We start from the raw sequence: 21,907 nt of genomic DNA, 5'->3' as shown, positions 1-21,907 counted from the left end.
GCTACCAGACTACTGGATGACCCTAGAGCCGCTCACCGACGTAGGCGGCGAGATCGACCAGGCGGCGGGAGTAGCCCCACTCATTGTCGTACCAGGACACGACCTTGACCTGGTTGCCGATCACCTTGGTCAGCCCGGAGTCGAAGATCGAGGAGTGTGAGTCGCCCACGATATCGGTGGAGACCAGCGGCTCATCGTCGGAGTACGCCAGAACGCCCTTGAGCTCGCCCTCGGCATGCTTCTTAATGGCGGCGTTTACCTGATCGACAGTGACGTCGGAGGACGCCTCGAAGGTCAGGTCAGTCACCGAACCGGTGGGCACCGGCACACGCAGGGCGTAGCCGTCCAGCTTGCCCTTGAGCTGCGGGAGTACCAGGGACACGGCCTTGGCGGCACCAGTGGAGGTCGGCACGATGTTCAGGGCCGCGGCACGGGCACGACGCAGGTCCTTGTGGGGGGCGTCGTGCAGGCGCTGGTCGCCGGTGTAGGCGTGGATGGTGGTCATCAGACCCTTGACGATGCCGAACTCCTCGTCGAGCACCTTCGCCATCGGCGCCAGACAGTTGGTGGTGCACGAGGCATTGGAGATGATGGTGTGCTTCGCCGGGTCGTAGTCGGTGTGGTTCACACCGACGACGAACGTCGCGTCCTCGTTCTTCGCCGGTGCGGAGATGATGACCTTCTTGGCGCCTGCGTCGATGTGCGCCTTGGCGGCGGTCGCGTCGGTGAAGAAGCCGGTGGACTCGATGACGATGTCGACGTCCAGCTCGCCCCACGTGAGGTTCTGGGGATCGCGCTCGGCGGTGACGACGATGCGCTTGCCGTCCACGGTGATGGACTCGTCGTCGTAACTGACCTCGGCGTCCAGACGCCCCAGGATGGAGTCGTACTTCAGCAGGTTGGCCAGGGTCTTGTTGTCGGTGAGGTCGTTGAAGGCGACGACCTCAAGGTCTGCGCCGCTTTCGCGGAGAGCGCGGAAGAAGTTGCGGCCGATCCTGCCGAACCCGTTGATTCCTACCCGTACCGTCACGATGAAGCTCCTGTTCTCGATGAGTGGTGAGTTGCCGCTGTCCAGACTACAGCGGAATCGGGCAGGGTGCCGTGGCGCTATTCGCCGTCGGTGTCGTCCGAGGTGATCCGCTTATCGTCGTCGCCGACAGCATCAACATCGTCGAGGTCGAAGATGTCGTCGGTGACGGCTGCGTGGGTGTCGGGGATGCCGAGCTCCGCGGCACGCTGGTCAGCCATGGTGAGCAGGCGGCGGATCCGGCCGGCCACCGCGTCCTTGGTCATCTGCGGATCAGCGAGCTGGCCCAGTTCCTCCAGCGACGCCTGGCGGTGCTGGACGCGCAACGTACCGGCCTGCACCAGATGGTCGGGCACGTCGTCGCCGAGGATGGTCAGCGCCCGGTCCACCCGGGCGGCGGCGACGACTGCGGCGCGGGCGGAGCGGCGCAGGTTGGCGTCGTCGAAGTTGGCCAGCCGGTTGGCGGTGGCGCGCACCTCGCGACGCATGCGCTGTTCCTCCCAGTCCAGGCGGGTGCGTTGGGCCCCCATCCGGGTGAGCAGGTCGCCGATGGTCTCCCCGTCGCGGATGACCACCCGGATCACGCCACGGGTCTCCTTGGTCTTCGCGGTGACCCCGATCCGTCGGGCCGCACCCACCAGGGCGAGTGCGGCCTCATTGCCGGGGGTGGTGACCTCCAGCGAGGATGAGCGGCCCGGCTCGGTCAGCGAGCCGCGGGCCAGGAACGCCCCCCGCCACGCAGCGGTGCACTGGTCGGCGGTCCCGCCGATGATGTACGGCGGTAGCCCGCGCACCGGGCGCCCCGCCCGGTCGATCAGGCCGGTCCGGCGGGCCAGTTCGGTGCCGCCGCGTGCCCAGCGCAGGACGTACCGTGAGGAGTTGCGCAGGTTACCGCCCCCGACGACCTGCAGTTCGGCGGTGAGGTCGAAGAGCTCCTCGACGACGCGGGAGACCCGTCGGGCGGTGGCGCCGCTGTCGACTTCCGCCTCTACGACGATCTGTCCGGCCACCAGGTGCAGGCCCGCGCAGTAGCGCAGCAGGCCCGAGACCTCGGCGGTCATGACTTCCGGCCGGGTCTCGGTGACCCTGGCCAGCTCATCCTTCACCTCAGACGTCAGTGCCACTGTGGCTGTCGCCCCTTTCCTCCGGATGCCCCGGCTCGTCGTGTGTACCGGGTGATCCTACCGTGGCGGTGGTGGGTCGGTCCCAGTCGGCGAGCTCACGCAGCACACCGGCGAGCTTCTCGGAGGAATGCCGGTCGGTCCATCGACCGCGGTCGTCGTCCTCACGCACGTTGCGGTAGAGGACGGTTGCCCCCAGCCGTGCGGCGGCACGTTCCATGTGGCGGCGCTCATTGCCGGGCAGCAGCACCGAGGTGTCGACGACGACGACGTCGACGGTGAGGGTGGGACAGTGCTGCAGCAGCATGTGAATATGCCGTTCCATGGAGAAGCCACTGGTCTCCCCTGGTTCGGCGACGAGGTTCATGATCACCGCGCGGGTGGCGGTGGTGTCGGCGAGGGCGTCGACGATGCCGGGCATCAGCAGGTGTGGGATCACCGAGGAGAACCAGGATCCCGGGCCCAGGGTCACCAGGTCGGCGTCGAGAATCGCCTGGACGGCCTCGGGAGAGGCCTCCGGGTTCTGCGGGATCAGACGGACACGACGGACCTGCCCCAGGGTGGAGGCGACGGCCACCTGGCCCCGCACGGAGTTCACTTCACGGGGGTCATCGCCGATGCCCTGGACCTCGGCCTCCAGGTCGAGCGGTTCGGGGGACATGGGAAGGACCCGTCCGCGGACGCCAAGCAGGTCACTGAGTTCGTCGAGTGCCTCGATGCTGGAGCCCAGGACCTCGGAGAGCCCGGTGAGCACCAGGTTGCCCACTGCATGACCAGCCAACGCTCCATGCCCGGAGAAACGGTGTTGAAGGGTCCGTTCCCACAGGTGGCCGCGCGGAGTGTCGCGGACCAGGGCGGCCAGTGCCATACGCAAGTCGCCCGGTGGCAGCGAGCCGAGTTCGCGGCGCATTCGTCCGGAGGATCCGCCGTCGTCGGCGACGGTGACGACGGCGGTGACGTAATCTGCGGCGGCTCGGGCCGAGCGCAACGTGGCGAACAGGCCGTGGCCACCGCCGAGCGCGGTGATACGTCCGAGGCTGGTGCCGGCGGGGTCGGTTGTCGTGTCGCTCATGCGGTGGCTCCCTTACCGGCGCTGGTGCGCCCGGGTCGTCCGGGTTCGAGGTCTCGGTGGATGGTACGGACGTCCAGGTCTGGATTCGCCGCGAGACGCGCGGCGATGGCCTCGGCCACCGCAGGGCTGCGGTGCTGTCCTCCGGTGCAGCCGATGGCGAGGGTAATGAACCGCTTTCCCTCTCGGCGGTACCCGGGCAATGCTGTGGTCACGAGCTGCTCCAGGAGGTCGAGGTACTCCGTGGCCTCGGGGCGTGACAGGACGAACTCGGCGACTGGCGTGTCGAGTCCGCTGTAGTCACGCAGGTCCTCCTCCCAGTGCGGGTTCGGCAGGAAGCGGGCGTCCATCATGATGTCGACGTCGCGCGGGGCGCCGTTCTTGAAGCCGAAGGACTGCACGGTGATGTGCTCGCGCCGGTCGGACAGGGCCTCGAAGTAGCCTTCGAGGTTACGGCGTAGATCGTGCACGCTGGTACCGGAGGTGTCTACGACGAGGTCGGCTCGTTGACGGATACCCTCCATCATCTCGCGCTCCCGGTCGATGCCGGCCTGCAGGGTCTCATTGCCCTGCAGCGGGTGGGTGCGTCGGACGCGACCGTAGCGGCGGATGAGGGTGCGGTCGTCGGCGTCGAGGTAGAGCACCACGGGGCGTCGGCCGGAGTCGTGCAGGCTGGAGAGCACCTCGGTCAGCGAGCCGACGAAGTCGCGGGAGCGCACGTCGGTGACCACGGCCAGGCGTTCCACCGGCGAGTCGGACTCGAAGCTGAGCTCGACCATGCGCATGATCAGCTCCGGCGGGAGGTTGTCGGCGACGTACCAGCCCAGCTCCTCCAGGACGGTGGCGGCCTCCTTACGGCCGGCGCCCGACATCCCGGTGATGAGGACCAGCGACGCCTCCTGCTGGTCAGGTCGCGTTCCCGTGTCTCGGGTGGCATCGTTCATGCCACGATTCTAGACCGAACCCTCCGGTTGCGTCAGGGCGTCGATGACCGCTTCGGCCAGCGCCGGTCCGAAGCCCGGCACCTGTGATATTCCCCCTACACCGGCCTCGCGGACCTTGGCCACCGAGCCGAAGGTCTTCACCAGTTCGGCCCGCCGCTTCGGGCCCAGTCCCTTGACCTCGTCGAGGGCGGAACGGGTCATCCTCTTGCCGCGGCTGGCGCGGTGGAAGGTGATCGCGAAGCGGTGCGCCTCGTCGCGCAGCTGCTGGATGAGGTACAGCGCCTGCGAGTTACGGGGCAGGATCACCGGGTACTCGTCGCCGGGCACCCACAGTTCCTCGAGGCGTTTGGCCACCCCCACCAGCGTGACGTCGGTGACTCCGAGCTCATCGAGGACCTCCTGGGCGGCATTGACCTGTGGTTTTCCGCCGTCGACGACGAAGAGCTGCGGCGGGTAGGCGAACTTCTTCGACCCGGCCTCGGCCTGCTCCACGGTGACCTCGCCGTCGAGCAGGTCACCACCATCGTCCCCCTCGGGCACGGCGGTGCGGTCCCTGTGGTGGCGTTTGAAGCGGCGCCGGACGACCTCGGCGATCGAGGCCACGTCGTCGGAGTGTCCGTCACCGGCGGCCTCCCGGATGCGGTAGCGGCGGTAGTCGGACTTCCGCGGCAGTCCGTCCTCGAACACCACCAGGCTGGCGACGACGTCGGTGCCCTGGATGTGGGAGATGTCGGTGCACTCGATGCGCAGCGGGGAATCGTCCATCCACAGTGCCTCCTGCAGTTCCTGCAGTGCGGCCGAGCGGGTGGTGAGGTCACCGGCGCGGGCGATCTTGTGCTGGCGCAGCGCCTGGGTGGCGTTGGTGGTCGCGGTCTCCATGAGCGAGCGTTTGTCACCGCGCTGGGGCACGCGCAGGGTCACCCGCGCACCGCGTAGGACGCTGAGCCAGTCGGTGAGGCGGTCACGGTTGGTGGGCAGGACCGGCACGAGGATCTCGCGGGGCACCGGCTCCAGGGTCACGCCGTCAGGCTCACTGACCCGGGAGTTTCCGCCCACCGCGGACTCGGTGGCATTGGCCAGTTCGGCGTTCTCTCCGTAGAACTGGGTGAGGAAATCCTCCAGCAGGGTGGGCCAGGTGGTGTCACCGGCGTCACCTGCACCGTCGGCACTGTCGGCGCCGGTGGCAGAGCCAGCACCACCGTCGATGCTGTCGTCGGTGGACGCCTTCTTCTCCACGACCCAGCCGCGCTGGCCGCGGATACGTCCACCGCGGACGTGGAAGACCTGCACGGCAGCCTCCAGTTCGTCGCTGGCCACGGCGACGAGGTCGGCGTCGGTGTCGTCGGAGAAGACCACGGACTGTTTCTCCACGGTCTTCTCCATCGCCCCGAGCTGGTCGCGCAGGGAGGCGGCGCGTTCGAAGTCGAGGTTCTCGGCCGCGTCGGTCATCTCGCCGCGGACGTCACGGATCACCCGGTCGGTGTTGCCGCCGGCGAGGAAGGAGCAGAACCCGTCGACCAGATCCATGTGCTCCGACGGCGAGACCCGGCCCACGCACGGGGCCGAGCAGCGGTCGATGTAGCCGAGCAGGCACGGCCGTCCCAGCTGCTCGTGGCGGCGGTACACCCCGGCGGTGCAGGTGCGTACCGGGAAGACGCGGGTCAGGGACTCCAGGGTGTCCCGGATCGCCCAGGCCTTAGGGTACGGCCCGAAGTAGCGCACGCCCTTTTTGCGCGGACCCCGGTAGAGGAACGCCCGGGGGAACCTCTCCTTCACGCTCACCGCGAGCATGGGGTAGGTCTTGTCGTCCCGGTACATCACGTTGAACCGGGGGGCGAACTTCTTGATCCAGGTGTACTCGAGGTTCAGGGCCTCGATCTCACTGGCCACCACGGTCCACTGCACGTGGTCGGCGGTGTGCACCATGGTGCGGATGCGCGGCTCGAGGTGCCCGGGGTCCTGGAAGTAGTTGGACAGCCTGCTCCGCAGGTTCTTCGCCTTGCCGACGTAGATGACGCGGTCGTCGGAGTCACGGAACGTGTAGACCCCCGGGCTGGTGGGGATCGTTCCGGGAGCGGGGCGGTAGGAGGCGGGGTCGGCCATGGACTCGAAGCCTACCCTCCTACTCGTCGGGCATGTAACGGTCCTCCAGGACGCGGAAGTCCTCCACCTTTGTGGCGATCGTGGACTTGTCGGCGACCTGGAAGGCCATCATGGGGACGAACTCGAAGTCCGGCAGTTCCAGCCGTGCCCAGCGGGCGTTGCGGGGGAAGGACAGGCCGTGGACGATCGACCAGCGGTAGAACTGGGCGCCGAAGATATTGCGCACCTCGACGCCGTCCTCGTTGACGCGCACCCGGGGGCGCAGCAGCATCAGGACCAGACCGGAGATGATCACCCCGATGCCGATGAACGCCCACTGGTCGACGGCACTGACGGTGGCTCCGGTGTCCCCCACCCCGGAGACGACCGCCATGAAGATGTGCACCGCCATCACCACCACCGCGCCGATGACCGCCCACCAGCGCAGGCTGGTGGAGGTGACGGTCAGCAGCCACTCTCCCTGCCGGTTCTTCCTGCCCTGGGGTGCCTGGTCTGTCCCGTCGGACACGGCGGTCTTGGACACTGATTCAGAGCTGCTCACGGCTCACCAGCCTACCCCTGCGGTTCGACGACGACGAAACTGAACGCCCCTGCGCGGGTTACTACCTCGCCGAGCGGATGTCCCGCAGCACGAGCAGGGAGTGCAGGGCGGCGCGGGCAGCGTCGGCGCCCTTGTCCTCCACCGCGCCGTCGCCACCGGCACGCGCGACGGCCTGCGCCTGGTTCTCGACGGTGAGCACGCCGTTGCCGACCGGCTTGCCGGAGTCCAGTGACACCCGGGTCAGCCCGTAGGTCACGGCGTTGCAGACGTGGTCGAAGTGGGCGGTCTCCCCGCGGATCACGCACCCGTTGGCCACGACGGCGTCGAAGTTCTTCGCCGCCTCCGCGGCGACGACCGGCAGCTCGACGGCACCGGCCACCCGCCACTGGTCCACGTAGGCACCGGTCTCGCGCAGTGCGGACACGGCATGGTCGTGCAGCCGGTCGGTAATCTCGGCGTTCCAGGACGCGGTGATCACGGCGATCCGGTAGCCCGCACCGGAGTCACGGGTGAGGGAGATGTCGGCGAGTCCGTCGGAGGGCATGGTGTCTCCTAGTTCAGGGGTGTCAGGGGTGTCAGGGTGCGGCGGGGGTCAGTGAGTCGATCTGGTGGCCCATCCGGTCGCGCTTGGTGCGCAGGTAGGCCTCGTTCTCCGGGTTGGCGGGCAGCTCCACCGGGACGCGCCTGGTGACCGGGATGCCGTGGCGTTCCAGGTCGAGGCGCTTGCCCGGGTTGTTGGACAGCAGCGCCACCGAGGTCACGCCCAGGTCCCGCAGGATCTGGGCGGCCGCACTGTACTCGCGGGAGTCCACCGGCAGCCCTTGGGCGGTGTTGGCGTCCACGGTGTCCATGCCCTCGTCCTGCAGGTTGTAGGCCTTGAGTTTGGGCACCAGACCGATGCCGCGGCCCTCCTGGCCACGCAGGTAGACCAGCACGCCGCGTCCGGCCTCGGTGATCAGGTCGAGGGAGGCGGAGAGCTGTTCGCCGCAGTCGCAGCGCAGCGAGCCGAAGATGTCGCCGGTGAGGCACTCGGAGTGCACGCGCACCAGCACGTCCTCGCCGTTGTCGGCCCGCAGGTCGCCGGAGACCAAAGCGACGTGCTCGACGCCGTCGACCAGGCCGTTGTACGCCACAGCGTGGAAGTTGCCGAAGCGGGTGGGCAGGCGGGCCTCCACGCTGCGGGAGACGACGGGGGTGTGCACTCGGCGCCACTCGGCGAGTTGCTCGATGGAGATCAGCGACAGGCCGTGCTCGTCGCAGAACCGGCGCAGTTCCGGCAGACGGGCCATACCGGTGGGGTCGTCCTCGGAGACGACCTCGCACAGCACCCCGGCGGGACGCAGCCCGGCGGCGCGGGCGAGGTCCACGGAGGCCTCGGTGTGCCCGCCGCGTTCCAGCACGCCGCCCTTCTTCGCCCGCAACGGGACGACGTGGCCGGGGCGGTTGAAGGACTCGCGGGTGGCGCCCGGGTCGGCGAGCAGGCGCAGCGTGTGGGCACGGTCGGTGGCGCTGATGCCGGTGGTGATGCCCTCGGCGGCGTCGACGGTGACGGTGTAGGCGGTGCCGCGGACGTCCTCGTTGCGGGCGACCATCGGCGGCAGGCCGAGACGGTCGGCCTCCTCGTCGGGCACTGCGGCGCAGATGTAGCCCGAGGAGTGCCGGACGGTGAAGGCCACGGTCTCGGGCGTGGCCTTCTCCGCGGCAAAGATGATGTCGCCCTCGTTCTCCCGGTCCTCGTCGTCGACGACGACCACCGGCTTACCCGCGGCAATGTCGGTGATCGCGTCCTCCACGGGGTCGAGCAGGCTCACGCGGTCGCTGCTGCCGGTGCCGCCGCTCCCCTGGTTCAGGTCGCTCACTGGGCGTCTCCTTCTGATCCTTCTGACCCTTCGGCCTGCGCGAGGCGTTCAAGGTACTTGGCCAGGACGTCGCACTCGATGTTGACGGTGTCGCCGGTGGCGAGGTCACCGAGCATGGTCTCGGCGAGGGTGGTGGGGATCAACGAGACCTCGAACCACGGGTCGGTGACGGGGCCGACCTCGGCGACGGTGAGCGAGACACCGTTGACGGCGATGCTGCCCTTCTTGGCGACGTAGCGGGCCAGGGAGGTGCCGGCATCGCCTGCCGGGAGCTCGAAGCGGAAGACCTCCCACTCGCTGCCCGGGGTGCGGGAGACCAGGGTGGCGGTGCCGTCCACATGGCCCTGGACGATGTGGCCGCCGAGGCGTCCGCCGGTCGGGGTGGCTCGCTCCAGGTTGACCCGGTCACCTGGCCGGGCGGAACCCAGCGCGGTGTAGTCGAGCGTGACCTTCATGCAGTCGGCCCAGAAGCCGGTGCTGTCGAACTCTGTGACGGTGAGACAGACCCCGTTGACAGAGATGGAGGCCCCATGGGTGGCGTCCTGCAGTACCTGGCTGCAGGAGATGCGTATGCGCTGGGCGTCTGCGGTGCCGTCGACCTCGGCGACCGTGCCCGTCTCCTCGACGATTCCGGTGAACATAACTGTTCAGTCTAGGGGAGGGCGGCGGCCTGGTGTGCAGCGGGGCAGAATCAGTTTCCTTCAGTGTTGCCTTTGCATTTTGACCGATGTATCCCCCGAAGCGCACGGCAAGGTCCGTTTGATGTTGTCGGGTCGAACACGGTGCAGCCACGAAATGCGTCAGACGGGTGGGCTGCCATTAGGCCTCGAATTCTCCTCGGGTTCAGACTCATTGGGCGGTAGTGACCGTTGCGTCGTCACAGTTAGCACGTCCCCGCCGATGATCTCCGCGGACCTCAACGTGAACCGCTGTATCCCCTCCATCGTCGTGTGTGTTTCCGCAGCGGGGACGACCGCAGGCAGGCCCGCCCCCAACAGGGCCGGAGCGGTGTACGCCTCCACCGCGTCCACCAGGCCGGCGTCGATGAACGCGGCCGCCAGGTGTGGGCCACCCTCCACCAGGACATCCACCGCTCCCCTGCCCCACAGGTCGTACAGGACGGCACGCAGGTCACGGGTCGGCAGATGCACCGCCGGCCGGACCGCCGCGTCCTGGGCCAGCGCCGAGGTCCCCACCACCACGCGCATCGGCTGGTGGTCGTACAGTGAGCCGTCCGACCGCCGGGCCGTGAGCCGGGGGTTGTCCGCCGTGACCGTCCCGGTGCCCACGATGATCGCGTCGCGGCGCGAGCGGTCCAGGTGCACCCGGGCGCGGGCCTGCTCACCGGTGATCCACTGCGAGGTCCCGTCCGTCGCCGCGGCGAAACCGTCCATCGTGGCCGCGTACTTCAGCGTGACGTGCGGGCGACCCAGCCGCTGCGCGGTCAGCCAGGGCTCCACACTGAACACCGGTACTCCGGTGGGCATGTCTGTCGGATCGAGCACCGGGCCGAGCACCTGCACCCCGTGATCACGCAGGTACTCCGCGCCACCTCCCTCCACCTTCCCCGGATCGGCGAAGACGTGGACGACACGGGCGATCCCCGCGTCCAGAAGGGCGTGACTGCACGGGCCGGTGCGACCGGTGTGGTTGCACGGCTCCAGGGTGACCACCGCCGTGCCACCCCGGGCACGCTCCCCCGCCTCGGTCAGCGCGTTGACCTCGGCATGCGCACCACCGGGAGGGCTCGTCGCCCCGACACCCACGACCGTCCCGGAGGCGTCGAGGATGACCGCGCCGACCGGCGGGTTCGGCGAGGTCGTGCCGCGGACCTGCTGGCCTGCGGCGTCCGCCTGCAGCACCGCCTCGGCGAGCAGTTCACCGAGCCGGTCCACGAGCACCGCCGTCATGCCCCGGCGACTGCCCGCGTGGCGGTGGTACGCAGCTCCGTCACCCGCGACCCGGGGTTCTCCGCGCCGAACACGCTCGACCCGGCGACGAACACGTCCACCCCGGCCTCGGCGCTGACGCCCACGGTGTCCGGCCCGATGCCGCCGTCGATCTCCACGAGGGTGTCCAGGCCGTCGGCGTCGATGCGGGCACGCAGGGCACGGACCTTGTCCAGCACCTCCGGCATGAACGACTGCCCGCCGAAACCGGGCTCCACGCTCATCACCAGGACCGTGTCGAAGGACGCCAGGTGATCCAGCAACGGCTCCACCGGCGTACCCGGCTTGATGCTCACCCCGGCCCTGGTACCCGCCTCACGCAGCGTAGTCGCCAGGGCGACCGCGGCGTCCACGTCCGCCACGGCCTCCAGGTGGAAGGTCACGTTGCCGAACGCGGCGTAGTCCGGCGCCCAGCGGGCCGGGTCCTCGATCATCAGGTGCACGTCCAGGAAGGTATCCGTGGAGCGGCGCACCGCCTCAGCGACCGGAAGCCCGAAGCTCAGGTTAGGCACGAAGTGGCCGTCCATCACATCGATGTGCAGCCAGTCCGCGCCCGGTACCAGGGCGATACTGCCCCTGATGTCCGCGAAATCAGCGGCGAGGATGGACGGGGCGATCTGAGGCTGTCTTCTCATGGCTTCCATCGTATCGCGGGTCGGTGTGGACTCGGCTCAGGACCGTCGCAGCACCGCGAAGAACATCGCGTCCGTGCCGTGGCGGTGCGGCCACAGTTGCACGAACGGCCCATCGTTGTGCGTCAGGCCCGGGACCAGTGCCGCCGCGTCCTCGATGCTCGCTCCCGTCTCCTCAGCCACGGCACGTGCCACCTCCGTGGTCTCCGCCGGATGCGGGGAGCACGTTGAGTACACGGTCACCCCGCCGGGCCTGGTCGCCGCCAGTGCCGAGCGCAGCAGATCGCGCTGCAGGGACACCAGGGACGCGACATCGTCCGGGGACTTGCGCCACCGGGCCTCCGGACGCCGGCGCAGTGCACCCAGACCGGTGCACGGTGCGTCCACCAGGACCCGGTCGTAGCCTGCGTCCGGAGCATTCAACCCGTTGATACCCGCTAGCTCACGGCCGTCGCCGACATGGACACTCACCGGCAGACCCCGGGTGGCCTGCCGGACCAGCTCCGCACGGTGTTCCGCCGGCTCTACCGCATCCACACGGGCACCGTCGCCCATCGCCCACGACGCCAGGAACGCCGTCTTACCGCCCGGGCCCGAACACAGGTCCAGCCACCGGCCCCGGTCGTCAGCGACCTCGGCACGCAGCATCGCCAGGGCGATAAGCTGACTGCCCTCGTCCTGCACCGACGCCAGGCCCTCCTGCACGGGCTCGAGTTTGCCGGGGTCACCCTCCGACAGGTACACCGCATACGGCGACCACCGGCCCTCCTCCCCACCGGTGACCAGCGCCAGCTCCTCGGCGGAGATCTGCCCGGGGCGTGCCGCCAGATGCACCAGCGGACGGCGGTCGTCGGCGGTCAACGCGTCCTCCAGCTCCCCGGCGGGCTCCTCCGCGGTGCCACCGAGCGCCTCATTGAAGACCTCGGCGATCCACACCGGATGCGCGTGACGCAGTGCCAGGGCCGCCAACGGCTCCAGCCCGCCGGTCACCGTGTCCAACCACTGCTGCGGAGTCGACCGGGTGATCCGGCGCAGCACACCGTTGGTGAACCCCGCGGCCTTCTCCTCACCGTTGGCCTTCACCAGCTCCACCGTGGTGTTCACCGCGGCGTGGTCGTCGACCCGCGTCCGCAGGATCTGGTAGGTGCCCAGGCGCAGCGCATCCAGCACCGTCTCGTCGATCTTTCCCACCGGACGGCCCGCGGCCTCGGCGATCACCGCGTCCAGCAGCCCCTGGGCGCGCAACGTGCCGTAGGTCAGCTCCGTGGCGAAGGCGGCGTCCCGGCCGGTCAGCCCGGCCTTCTTCATCGCCCCCGGCAACACCAGGTTCGCGTACGCGTCCTGGGAGCTGACCTGGCGCAGCACGCCGAACACGACATCGCGCACCCGGTCGCCGGAGCCCTTCGCCGACTGCTTGTCCTCGTACTCCTGCCGGTGCGACTCACTGCGGCGCCGGTAGCCGGAGTTGCTCTTCTGCCCGGGGCGGCCCTTCGGTGGCTCCCCCGAGGTTGACCGTGCGCGGAAACCTGCCATCAGGACTCTCCCTCTGCTGTGCTGTCGAATACCACCGTACGATCGTCGCCGAACAGGTCGGCCCGCCCACGCGCCCAGTCGGCGGCGGCCATCATCTTCTTGCCCGGCGGCTGGATCCGGGTGATCTCCAGGATCCCCTCGCCGGTACCGACAAGCAGGGCGTCCTTCGCGGCGTGAAGCTGGCCGGGCCGGAGACCGCCGTCCGGACCCGCCGTGTCACCGTCACCGACCGGTAGCATGAGCCCCAGCTTGTAGCGTTCCCCGTCCAGCTGCGTCCACGGCCCCGGAGCCGGGGTGTGGGCACGCGCGGTGCGCTGGACCACCACCGCAGGCTCGCGCCAGTCGACCCGGGCATCGGCGCTGCTGATCTTCGCCGCATAGGTCGACTCCTCCTCCGACTGCGGCTCCGGCACCACCGCACCGGACTCCAGCCCGGACAGGGTGTCGGCCAGTAGCACCCGGCCGGAATACGTCAGTCGGGTCAGCAGATCGTCCGCGGTGTTCTCGACTCCGATGGTCTCCGTGACCTCGCCGGTGACCGGGCCGGCGTCCAACGCCGGGACAATGCGGAACGTCGTCGCCCCGGTCGTCTCGTCTCCCGCGGCAATCGCCGCCTGCACCGGAGCCGCACCCCGCCACCGCGGCAACAGGGAGAAGTGCAGGTTGATCCAGCCGTGGGTGAAGATCCCCAGCACATCCTCCGGCAGGATCTGCCCGTAGGCCACCACAGCCACCGCCGCGACACCGTCGGCGGCATAGCCGTGCAGGATGCTGCGGACCTCGTCGGCGTCCTCATGGCCGGGCTTGAGCGAGGCGAACTTGTGCACCGGCACCCCGTGGGCCTCGGCGACCTCGGCGACCTTCGACGGGTGCAGGCTCCGGCCACGGCCACGACGGGCGTCCGGCTGGGTCAGCACCGCGACAACCTCGTGCTCTGACCCGGAGAGCAGGTACTCCAGGGTCACCGCCGCAGGTTCCGGGGTGCCGGCAAACAGAATCTTCATCGGTTGAACCACTCGCTTCCCCGGATATCCCCCATCACGGCACGCCGGTCGGCCGGCTCCATGCGCTGGAAGAACATCACCCCGTCCAGGTGGTCGGTCTCATGCTGCACGCACCGGGCCATCAGGTCACTGACCTCACGGTCCACCGGCTCGCCGTCCACGGTCACCCCGGTGACCCGCACGTGGTTGTACCTGGTCACCTGCCCGCCGGTCTCCGGGACCGACAGGCAGCCCTCCCTGCCGGTCTGGACCTCCTCACCGAGCGCCTCCCACACCGGGTTGATGATGTGGCCGCGGTCGCCGTCGCAGTCGTAGACGAAGATCCGGCGGGTCACACCGACCTGGTTGGCGGCCAGGCCGACACCCCCGGCGGAATCCATGGTCTCCAACATGTCGTCGATGAGGGTGGGCAGGGCGTCGTCGCCGGTGGGGTCTGCCACCGGGTCGGCGACCGTGCGCAGCACAGGGTCGCCGAAGAGACGGATATCGAGAACTGTCATGGGGTCACAGTGTACCGCCGGAGGATGACGACGCCGCGACCACTCCGTGGGAGTGCCCCGGAGACGATCCTGGTGTGGGTTACCGGATCCGGGTTCGGCCGACACGAAAAACCTCGATCGTGTCACCCACACCAGGCCTGCACGCCTCGGTGCCACAGCCACACCTGACGGTCCGTCGGCAGTTCACGGGTGCGCAACGTCCTTCCCCGCGGGTGGGCCAGATTATGCTCCACGGTGTCCCGTACCTCGGCGGCGACCTCGTCGAGTGCGTGGTGGATACTGGCGTCCGGGTAGTGCAGCAGAGTCCACCCCCATCGCACCGCCGCATTTCCCTTCCACCGGTCCTTGACGAAGTCCTCGTGACGCGCGGTGTCCGCCGAGTGGTAGAGCCAGCTGTCGATCTCGATGCACACCCGGGCCTCGGGAATGACGACGTCGAAGTAGTAACCGCGGATGGACATGTTGACCTCGACACTGACATCCAATCCGTCGAGGGCGGCGACGATGGCCCGCACCGCCCGCAACTCCAGGTTGCTGGCCGTCCCGGTGATCAGACCTCCGGTGAGGTCGGCGGCACGGGCTCGGCGGGACGGTGCCAGGGCAGCGAGATCCGCAGCCAGCCTCTCATTGCCCTTCACCCCGCTGTAACTGCGCTGCAGGAAAGTGCGACGCTCGCGCACCGCGACCTCGTCACAGGCGACGGCGGTGGCCAACGGTGTCAGCGTCGGCAGTCCGTCGACCAGGATGCTGTGCTGCCTTCTGGCGGTGGACAGCCGGAGGTACCTGCCTCCCTTACTGCTGGTGCCCCGTGGCACCGACGCCTCCGCCGGCCATGTCATCGGCGACAGCCCGTGGAGGAACCCCGCCGTGCTCCCCGTGTACACCAGTCCCGGACGGGCCCATGCCAGCGCGGCGAGCCGGACCATGTCCGTGGGTTCCTCGGTTCCGTAGAGACCGTAGGCCATCTTGTGGATCTCTCCACGTCGGAGCGCCCCGGCGATCTCGTCCGTGGTCTTGCCGAGCGCTACCAGCTCGCGGGTACGCCAGAACTTCTTCCCCATGATTTCCTCCCCCGGGAGCGGCCCCCTGCCTCTGCCCGAGTCTTCACCGTAGCGGAGAACCCTTGTCCAGGTGACCGGATCCGCCGATCAGTGGCACGGACACCCGGATCGTGTCACCCACACCGGGCGTCGGCCCCGCGGCGGGAGCGCTACCCCACCCGGACCGGATCGACGACGATGCGCAGGGGATCCGTCTGACGGCGCGTCGCACGCAACGACTGTGCCGCCCGCAGCGACGCCCCCAGAGCCTCGACAGTCTCGCCCGAGGCGCCGGGAGGAACCGGGACCCGCAGAATCAACCGCCGCGCCTGACCAGCCTCCGGCTCCCCCAACCCGGCCGGGAGACGCACCCCCGGGGGAAGCTCCACCGGCCCCAGGCGCTCCACACCACCGAGCTGCTCCGGCGTCGTCCAGGCGTCCTCGAACTGCTCCAGCGACGTCGTCGTCCCGTCCACCGCGACAAGTGTCACCGCCGGCGGGAAACCGGCCTCCCGACGTCCCGCCAGCTCACGGGCGGCAGCGCCCTCCGGATCCCACCGGATCAACGCCTGCACCGTCGGATCGTCCGGCGCCACGGCGACGACCATCTCACCACCACGCTCGCGAGGGACGGCCAGACATGCCGCCTCCATCCACTGGCGCAGGGCGTTCTCCCCGGCCCGCAGGTCCTCACGCCCCAATGTCAGCCAGGTGTCCAACACGACCACGGCACCGTAGCCACCGTCCTCGACAGTCGGTTCGGAACCCGGTGTCGCCACCACCAGTCCGGGGCGGGCAGGAACACTGGTGCGCATCTGGCCACCGCCGGAGACCACCACCGGCACCCCGGTGAACGCCCGGCCCAGCTCCTCGGCGGTACGCTCCTGGCCGACCACCGACATCCGCAGCGCATGGCCACCGCAGGTCCCGCAGGTGAAGTGGCCCTCCAACGCGCCACACCAGCGGCACCGTGGTGCGGCAGCGACCGCCGACCCCGCCGACCCCGCCGGCAACTCCAGCGGACCGTTGCACCGACGGCACCGGGCCGGGGTCCGGCAGGTCGAACACGCCACCGCCGGGGCGTAGCCGCGCCGCGGGACCTGCACCAGGCACGGCATCCCGGCATCCAGGCTGCGGTGCATCGCCTTGAGCCCGGCCGACGGCAGGCGGGCATGACCGGCATGGGCGTCATGGATGTCGTCGAGGGCGTGGATCCACGGCATCCGGTCCTTGAGCAGCTCCGGAGTCGGGCGCAGCGACGGGGTGAACCCCTCTTCCACCCACTGCTGCACCTCCGCCGAGCGGTGCACCCCACCGACCAGCAGGGCGGTGTCCTCCAGCTCCGAACGCAGGCGCAGTACCTCCCGGGAATGCAGGTAGGGCGACCGTGGGTCGACGAGGTTGTCGTCGGCCTCCCCCGCCAGCACGATCAGTCGCAGGTCCTTCACCGGGGCGCTGGCCGCCGACCGGGTACCGACCACCACCCGGCCCTGGCCAGCCAGGACCGACAGGTACCGTCGGTAGCGTGCGGCCGGGCCGACCTTCGCGGTCAGCTCGGTGATCTGTGCGGCGGAGAGGAAGACCCGTAACGCGTCGACAAGGCGGTCCACGTCACGCTGGTCCGGGGCCACCACCAGCACCCCGCCACCGTCCCAGGCGATCGACGCGGCAGCCTCGGCGATCCGTGTCGCCCAGTCCTCCCCCGGCGCCCACAACCAGGATGCCCGCGCCGCACGCCCGTCGTGCACGGCGCGCAGGAAGCTGTCGGCATGGCGGTACCCCGCCCAACCGACGGCGGCAGCCTCGCGCGGTGCCGCTACAAGATCATCCCTCGAGACCAGGGACCCGTAGAGCTCCTCCCAGCCGGCACCCCCGCCGAACAGGCCGTCCTTCTCCGCTGAGGCGTGGCGTGCGGGCACCAGCGCCCGGATCACGTCCGAGCGGGTGCCGGCGTACCGGTCGGCAAGATGGTTCACCAACGACCACAGGTGCGGTGGGACGAGCTGCACCGGGCTGATCACCCGGTTCAGCGGAGCTAGCGTACCGACATGGTCGGTGGTGCGCCGCCGCTCCACGAGCAGGGCGTCCACCAGACGACCGGCGAAGCGCACCCGGACCTTCACCCCGGGACGGGCCTCCTCGGCGAGTTTCGCCGGGACGGCGTAGTCGAAGAGCCGGTCCAGGTGGGGCATGCCCAGCAGCGGCAGCACCCGGGCGACCGGGTCGGTCACCCCCGGGGCGGCGTCAGGGACGTCGGACACGTCGGCCACCGGCGGAGCCTATTGTGCGACGTTCGCCGCGACGATCCCCTCGACCGCCGCGGTCAGGGCCTCGGCGCGGTCGGTGTTCTCCCACGGCAGGTCGATGTCCGTGCGTCCGAAGTGACCGTAGGCGGCGGTCTGCGCGTAGATCGGACGCAGCAGGTCCAGGTCCCGGATGATCGCCCCGGGTCGCAGGTCGAAGACCTCGCTGACTGCCTGCTGGATCTGCTCGTCGGTCAGCCCGTGCTGGGCGGTGCCAAAGGTCTCCACGTATAGACCGACCGGACGTGCCCGGCCGATGGCGTAGGCCACCTGCACCTCCGCCCGGTGTGCCAGACCGGCGGCGACGATGTTCTTGGCGACCCAGCGCATCGCGTACGCGGCGGAGCGGTCGACCTTGCTCGGATCCTTGCCGGAGAAGGCGCCGCCACCGTGACGGGCCATACCGCCGTAGGTGTCCACGATGATCTTGCGGCCGGTCAGGCCGGCGTCCCCCATCGGGCCGCCGAGGATGAAGGATCCGGACGGGTTGATCAGCAGTGTCAGCTCACCGGTGACGAAGTCCTGCAGGCCGGCGTCCTCGATGACCCAGTCGACCACGTGGGTGCGCAGCTGCTCGGTGAGCTCCGCCTGGCTGATCTCCTCGTCGTGCTGGGTGGAGATGACCACGGTGTCCAGGTGCGAGGGGCGGCCCTCGGCGTCGTAGGCGAAGGTGACCTGGGTCTTGCCGTCCGGACGCAGGTGGTTGACGATGCCCTCCTTACGCACCTGGGTCAGCCGGCGCGACAGACGGTGGGCCGTGGCGATGGGCAGCGGCATCAACTCCGGGGTCTCGTCGGTGGCGTAGCCGAACATCAGGCCCTGGTCTCCGGCACCGGCCTGGTCGACGTCCTCGTACTTGTCGTCGGCGGCACCGCTGCGGATCTCGTGGGACGTGTCGACACCGTCACCGATCTCCTGCGACTGCTCGCCGATGGCGATGTTCACCCCGCAGGTGCGGCCGTCGAAGCCGACGGAGGACGAGGTGAAACCGATGCTCAGCAGTGTCTCACGGACCAGCTTGGGGATTTCGACGTAGGCGTCGCTGCGGACCTCACCGGCCACGTGGACCTGACCGGTGGTGACCATGGTCTCCACGGCGACGTGCGAACGCGGATCCTTCTGCAGCAGCGCGTCGAGGATGGTGTCGGAGATGGCGTCACAGATCTTGTCGGGGTGGCCTTCGGTCACGGACTCACTGGTGAAGAGGCGGGGGCTTGCATTGGACGAAGTGGTCACTGTCCTGAACTTCCTGACTTCCTGTCGTGATGTAACTTGTGCTTCCTGAGCGTGATGCGCGCCCGAACGTCACCATCCTAGACTAAGCAGTCTGGAAGGCGGTGGCGGTGGGTCTGAGTGGAGCTGAGGCCCCGTCGCGTGACAAATCTGGGTCAGCCGGGCAACAGCTCCTCGATCGCGTCGACAATGTAGGAGGCGACCACGAGTTTCGAGGACGCCGGGACCTCGGTGACCTCCTCGGCGCCCGGACGATCGCCGGGGGTGAGGATCCAGCCCTGGCTGTCGTTCTGGCCGAACACCACCCCGTCGCCGACGGCATTGCACATCAACAAGTCACAGCCCTTGCGCTCCAGCTTCGCACGGGCATGGTCCAGGGGGGTGTGATGCTCGTCGCCGGTCTCCGCGGCGAATCCGGCGATCACCACCTCTTCCGGCAGGCCACCGGCACGGCGCCGCTCTACCAGCCCCTGCAGGATGTCCGGGTTCTCCGCCAACGCAAGGGTGGACAGATCGTCCTCCCCACCCTTCTTCAGCTTCGCGCCGGCCTCACTGGCCGGACGGAAGTCCGCCACCGCGGCCGCCATGATCACCGCATCCACCCCACCGGCAAGCTCCTCGACGGCGGCCTCCAGCTCGCGGGCGCTCCTGATGCGGGTGACCCGGGCCCCCGAGGGCACCGGAAGATCATCGGTGACCCCGGCGACCAGCTCCACCTGCGCACCGCGCTGCACGGCGACATCGGCCAGGGCGAATCCCTGGCGTCCCGAGGACGCATTACCCAGGTAACGCACCGGGTCGAGGGCCTCATGCGTGCCACCGGCGGTGATCAGAATCCTGCGTCCCGCCAGCGACGGCCGGAACACACCGAACCGGTCCAGCGCCGCCGTCGCCAGTGCGCCGATGTGTTCCGGTTCCGGCAGACGTCCGGCACCGGAGTCCGTACCGGTCAACCGGCCGTGGGCGGGCTCGAGCACCGTGATCCCGCGACGCCGCAAGGTGGCGACATTCTCCCGCGTGGCAGGGTTCTGCCACATCTCCGTGTGCATCGCCGGGGCCAGCACCACCGGGCAGGTGGCCACCAGGACACTGGCGGTCAACAGGTCGTCCGCCCGGCCGTGGGCCAGACGGGCGAGCAGGTCGGCGGTCGCCGGGGCGATGACGATCAGGTCAGCGTCCTGGCCGAGGCGGACGTGGCGGACCTCGTCGACGCCCTCAAAGACCGTGGTGGACACCGGATTGCCCGACAGAGCCTCGAACGTGGCGGCGCCGACGAAGCGCAGCGCCGACTCGGTCGGGATGACATGCACGTCGTGCCCGGCCTCGGTGAAGTAGCGCACCAGTGCGCCGGACTTGTAGGCGGCGATCCCGCCACCCACGCCCACGAGCACGTTCAGATTGTTTTCATTCACGGAGAACCAGCCTAGCCCACCGCCCCGGCCCACCGGGGACCGGGAACGGATGAGACCCGTCACCGATGTCCTGCGCCCCGGTGAAACTCAGTGAGCTCCTGTGAGGCGAGAACATCATGTGACGGGCCTGATGCGGCGGAAGCGGTCAGCCTTCGGTGTGCTCCAGCAGATCGCCCTCGATCTCGCGCAGCGCCACCGACAGCGGCTTCTCGTGTGCTTCCGGGGTGACCAGCGGGCCGACGAACTCGAACACGCCGTCACCGACGGTCTGGAAGTAGTTGTTGATCTGGCGCGCACGCTTGGCCGCGAAGATCACCAGGGCGTACTTCGAGGACACCTTGGTCAGCAGATCATCGATCGGCGGATTCGTGATGCCGACCGCCGGGTCGAAGACGGTTGAGTTGTCGTTGGTTTCCACTCCACACCTTTGTTTCTCGAATAGTCTTACTGTGCGTGCCCGGTCAGCAGTGCGCTGATCTCGGCGACGGCCTCGGTGACGTCCCGGTTGACGACGACCCGGTCGAACTCATCCTTGGAGGCGAGCTCTTCACGGGCGGTCTCCAGGCGACGTCGGATGACGTCCTCGCTCTCGGTACCACGGCCGGTCAGTCGTTCCACCAGATCCTCCCAGGTGGGAGGGGCCAAGAACACCGTAAGCGCGTCGGGCATCATCTGCTTGATGTTGCGAGCCCCGGCCAGGTCAACCTCGACCAGAACCGGACGACCTGCCTGGAGTGCCTCAGTGACCGGCTGCCGGGGTGTCCCCGACAATTGCAGTCCTCCGTGGATTTCGGCCCACTCGAGCATGAGACCACTGTCCACCTCGTCCCGGAAGCGCTCCCGGGTGACGTAGTGGTAGTCCTGTCCGTCGACCTCACCGGGACGGGGGTCCCGGGTGGTCCACGATACGCTGAAGAACAGGTCCGGCACCGATGCCTTCAACTGTGCGACGACCGTTGACTTCCCGACCGCCGACGGTCCCGCCAGGACGACCAGGTGCGGACCGGACATATCCGTGCCCTGCGCGTCGGCCTGCACTTGCGGGGTCAAGGCTCCTAGACCTCGAAACCGAAGCGCTCCAGCAGGGCGCGACGCTGACGGTCGCCGAGGCCGCGAAGGCGGCGGGTGGGAGCGATCTCCAGCTCGGTCATGATCTCCTGAGCTTTGACCTTGCCGACCTTGGGCATGGCCTCGAGAAGGGCGGACACCTTCATCTTGCCGATGATCGGGTCTTCGTCGGCGTCAGCAAGGACCTGCTTGAGGTCGGTGCCTCCACGCTTGAGCTTCTCCTTGAGCTCGGCACGAGCCTTGCGGGCCTCGGCGGCCTTCTTCAGGGCTTCTGCACGCTGCTCCGGGGTCAACTGGGGAAGGGCCACGGGTTCCTCCGTCTTGTTCTGTGGTTCGATGTCACTTGCTTGGGGGTACTTCAGGTGTTTCAGCCGGCCGGACCTGTGCCCGACCGTCAGCCTCGACGAATCCTAGCGATGCACTGTGCCGAATAGCAACAGCTCCGCACGGAAAGTACGCGCCTGGTGTCTGTTGGACGTCCTGCGTAACCCCTCTCGTTCACACGAGAGAAGCGTCGCAGGTCGCGACCATGAAACAACGCGCCAAGTGTAGCACTACGCCCCGGGGAT

At 68.9% G+C, this 21,907-nt stretch carries 21 protein-coding genes; all 21 read right to left on the bottom strand.

All coding sequences use genetic code 11. The features are described 5' to 3' along the window. Positions 1 to 22: 22 nt before the first annotated feature. Positions 23 to 1,030, bottom strand: a complete 1,008-nt coding sequence (gap, locus tag CGLY_RS08505; RefSeq protein ID WP_038548536.1) for a type I glyceraldehyde-3-phosphate dehydrogenase — start codon at positions 1,028 to 1,030, stop codon at positions 23 to 25. 77 nt (positions 1,031 to 1,107) lie between these two features. Continuing rightward, positions 1,108 to 2,151, bottom strand: a complete 1,044-nt coding sequence (gene whiA, locus CGLY_RS08500) for a DNA-binding protein WhiA (RefSeq protein WP_052539920.1) — start codon at positions 2,149 to 2,151, stop codon at positions 1,108 to 1,110. After that, a complete protein-coding gene (locus tag CGLY_RS08495) occupies positions 2,135 to 3,220 on the bottom strand; it encodes a gluconeogenesis factor YvcK family protein (RefSeq protein ID WP_081803841.1) in 1,086 nt (361 codons plus the stop codon). The genes whiA and CGLY_RS08495 overlap by 17 nt, the downstream gene beginning before the upstream one ends. Then, positions 3,217 to 4,161 (bottom strand): RNase adapter RapZ, encoded by a 945-nt coding sequence (gene rapZ / locus CGLY_RS08490; RefSeq protein ID WP_052539918.1) that lies wholly within the window; start codon positions 4,159 to 4,161, stop codon positions 3,217 to 3,219. Before rapZ ends, CGLY_RS08495 begins: the two co-directional genes overlap by 4 nt. Positions 4,162 to 4,170: 9 nt before the next feature. After that, positions 4,171 to 6,264 carry an excinuclease ABC subunit UvrC gene (gene uvrC / locus CGLY_RS08485; RefSeq protein ID WP_038548533.1) on the bottom strand — a complete coding sequence of 698 codons (2,094 nt, stop codon included), beginning with the start codon at positions 6,262 to 6,264 and terminating at the stop codon, positions 4,171 to 4,173. 19 nt (positions 6,265 to 6,283) lie between these two features. Continuing rightward, positions 6,284 to 6,772, bottom strand: coding sequence for a PH domain-containing protein (locus tag CGLY_RS08480; protein ID WP_052540812.1), 489 nt, complete (start codon positions 6,770 to 6,772; stop codon positions 6,284 to 6,286). A 94-nt stretch (positions 6,773 to 6,866) separates the two neighbouring features. Further along, on the bottom strand, positions 6,867 to 7,349 hold the full coding sequence (gene ribH / locus CGLY_RS08475) for a 6,7-dimethyl-8-ribityllumazine synthase (protein ID WP_038548530.1): 483 nt from the start codon (positions 7,347 to 7,349) through the stop codon (positions 6,867 to 6,869). Between the two features lie 31 nt (positions 7,350 to 7,380). Beyond that, positions 7,381 to 8,616 carry a bifunctional 3,4-dihydroxy-2-butanone-4-phosphate synthase/GTP cyclohydrolase II gene (locus CGLY_RS08470; protein WP_038552109.1) on the bottom strand — a complete coding sequence of 412 codons (1,236 nt, stop codon included), beginning with the start codon at positions 8,614 to 8,616 and terminating at the stop codon, positions 7,381 to 7,383. A gap of 44 nt (positions 8,617 to 8,660) precedes the next feature. After that, complete coding sequence (locus CGLY_RS08465; protein WP_038548527.1) at positions 8,661 to 9,305, bottom strand: riboflavin synthase; 645 nt, start codon at positions 9,303 to 9,305, stop codon at positions 8,661 to 8,663. A gap of 159 nt (positions 9,306 to 9,464) precedes the next feature. Beyond that, positions 9,465 to 10,574, bottom strand: a complete 1,110-nt coding sequence (gene ribD / locus CGLY_RS08460) for a bifunctional diaminohydroxyphosphoribosylaminopyrimidine deaminase/5-amino-6-(5-phosphoribosylamino)uracil reductase RibD (protein ID WP_052539916.1) — start codon at positions 10,572 to 10,574, stop codon at positions 9,465 to 9,467. Next, on the bottom strand, positions 10,571 to 11,248 hold the full coding sequence (gene rpe / locus CGLY_RS08455) for a ribulose-phosphate 3-epimerase (protein WP_038548524.1): 678 nt from the start codon (positions 11,246 to 11,248) through the stop codon (positions 10,571 to 10,573). Before rpe ends, ribD begins: the two co-directional genes overlap by 4 nt. Positions 11,249 to 11,284: 36 nt before the next feature. Next, positions 11,285 to 12,778: an RsmB/NOP family class I SAM-dependent RNA methyltransferase gene (locus CGLY_RS08450; protein ID WP_038548521.1), complete on the bottom strand. Its 1,494-nt coding sequence runs from the start codon at positions 12,776 to 12,778 to the stop codon at positions 11,285 to 11,287. Continuing rightward, positions 12,778 to 13,782 (bottom strand): methionyl-tRNA formyltransferase, encoded by a 1,005-nt coding sequence (fmt, locus tag CGLY_RS08445; protein ID WP_038548518.1) that lies wholly within the window; start codon positions 13,780 to 13,782, stop codon positions 12,778 to 12,780. The genes CGLY_RS08450 and fmt overlap by 1 nt, the downstream gene beginning before the upstream one ends. Then, a complete protein-coding gene (gene def / locus CGLY_RS08440) occupies positions 13,779 to 14,282 on the bottom strand; it encodes a peptide deformylase (RefSeq protein ID WP_038548515.1) in 504 nt (167 codons plus the stop codon). The genes fmt and def overlap by 4 nt, the downstream gene beginning before the upstream one ends. Positions 14,283 to 14,404: 122 nt before the next feature. Beyond that, entirely contained in the window at positions 14,405 to 15,343 is a 939-nt protein-coding gene (locus CGLY_RS17765) for an endonuclease domain-containing protein (RefSeq protein WP_227590224.1), read from the bottom strand. A gap of 149 nt (positions 15,344 to 15,492) precedes the next feature. Further along, entirely contained in the window at positions 15,493 to 17,514 is a 2,022-nt protein-coding gene (locus CGLY_RS08430; RefSeq protein ID WP_052540806.1) for a primosomal protein N', read from the bottom strand. Between the two features lie 87 nt (positions 17,515 to 17,601). Beyond that, a complete protein-coding gene (gene metK, locus CGLY_RS08425; protein WP_038548512.1) occupies positions 17,602 to 18,861 on the bottom strand; it encodes a methionine adenosyltransferase in 1,260 nt (419 codons plus the stop codon). 152 nt (positions 18,862 to 19,013) lie between these two features. After that, positions 19,014 to 20,270, bottom strand: a complete 1,257-nt coding sequence (gene coaBC / locus CGLY_RS08420; RefSeq protein ID WP_081804047.1) for a bifunctional phosphopantothenoylcysteine decarboxylase/phosphopantothenate--cysteine ligase CoaBC — start codon at positions 20,268 to 20,270, stop codon at positions 19,014 to 19,016. Between the two features lie 145 nt (positions 20,271 to 20,415). Next, positions 20,416 to 20,688, bottom strand: a complete 273-nt coding sequence (gene rpoZ, locus CGLY_RS08415) for a DNA-directed RNA polymerase subunit omega (protein ID WP_038548496.1) — start codon at positions 20,686 to 20,688, stop codon at positions 20,416 to 20,418. A gap of 26 nt (positions 20,689 to 20,714) precedes the next feature. After that, complete coding sequence (gene gmk, locus CGLY_RS08410; RefSeq protein WP_038552093.1) at positions 20,715 to 21,281, bottom strand: guanylate kinase; 567 nt, start codon at positions 21,279 to 21,281, stop codon at positions 20,715 to 20,717. 44 nt (positions 21,282 to 21,325) lie between these two features. Then, the gene (gene mihF, locus CGLY_RS08405) at positions 21,326 to 21,646 is read right to left on the bottom strand and encodes an integration host factor, actinobacterial type (RefSeq protein WP_038548495.1); all 321 of its coding nucleotides are present in this window, start codon (positions 21,644 to 21,646) and stop codon (positions 21,326 to 21,328) included. Positions 21,647 to 21,907: the final 261 nt, after the last annotated feature.

It is taken from the genome of Corynebacterium glyciniphilum AJ 3170 (genome assembly GCF_000626675.1).
Lineage (GTDB): Bacteria > Actinomycetota > Actinomycetes > Mycobacteriales > Mycobacteriaceae > Corynebacterium > Corynebacterium glyciniphilum.
This window is presented reverse-complemented; position numbering and strand designations above follow the sequence as displayed.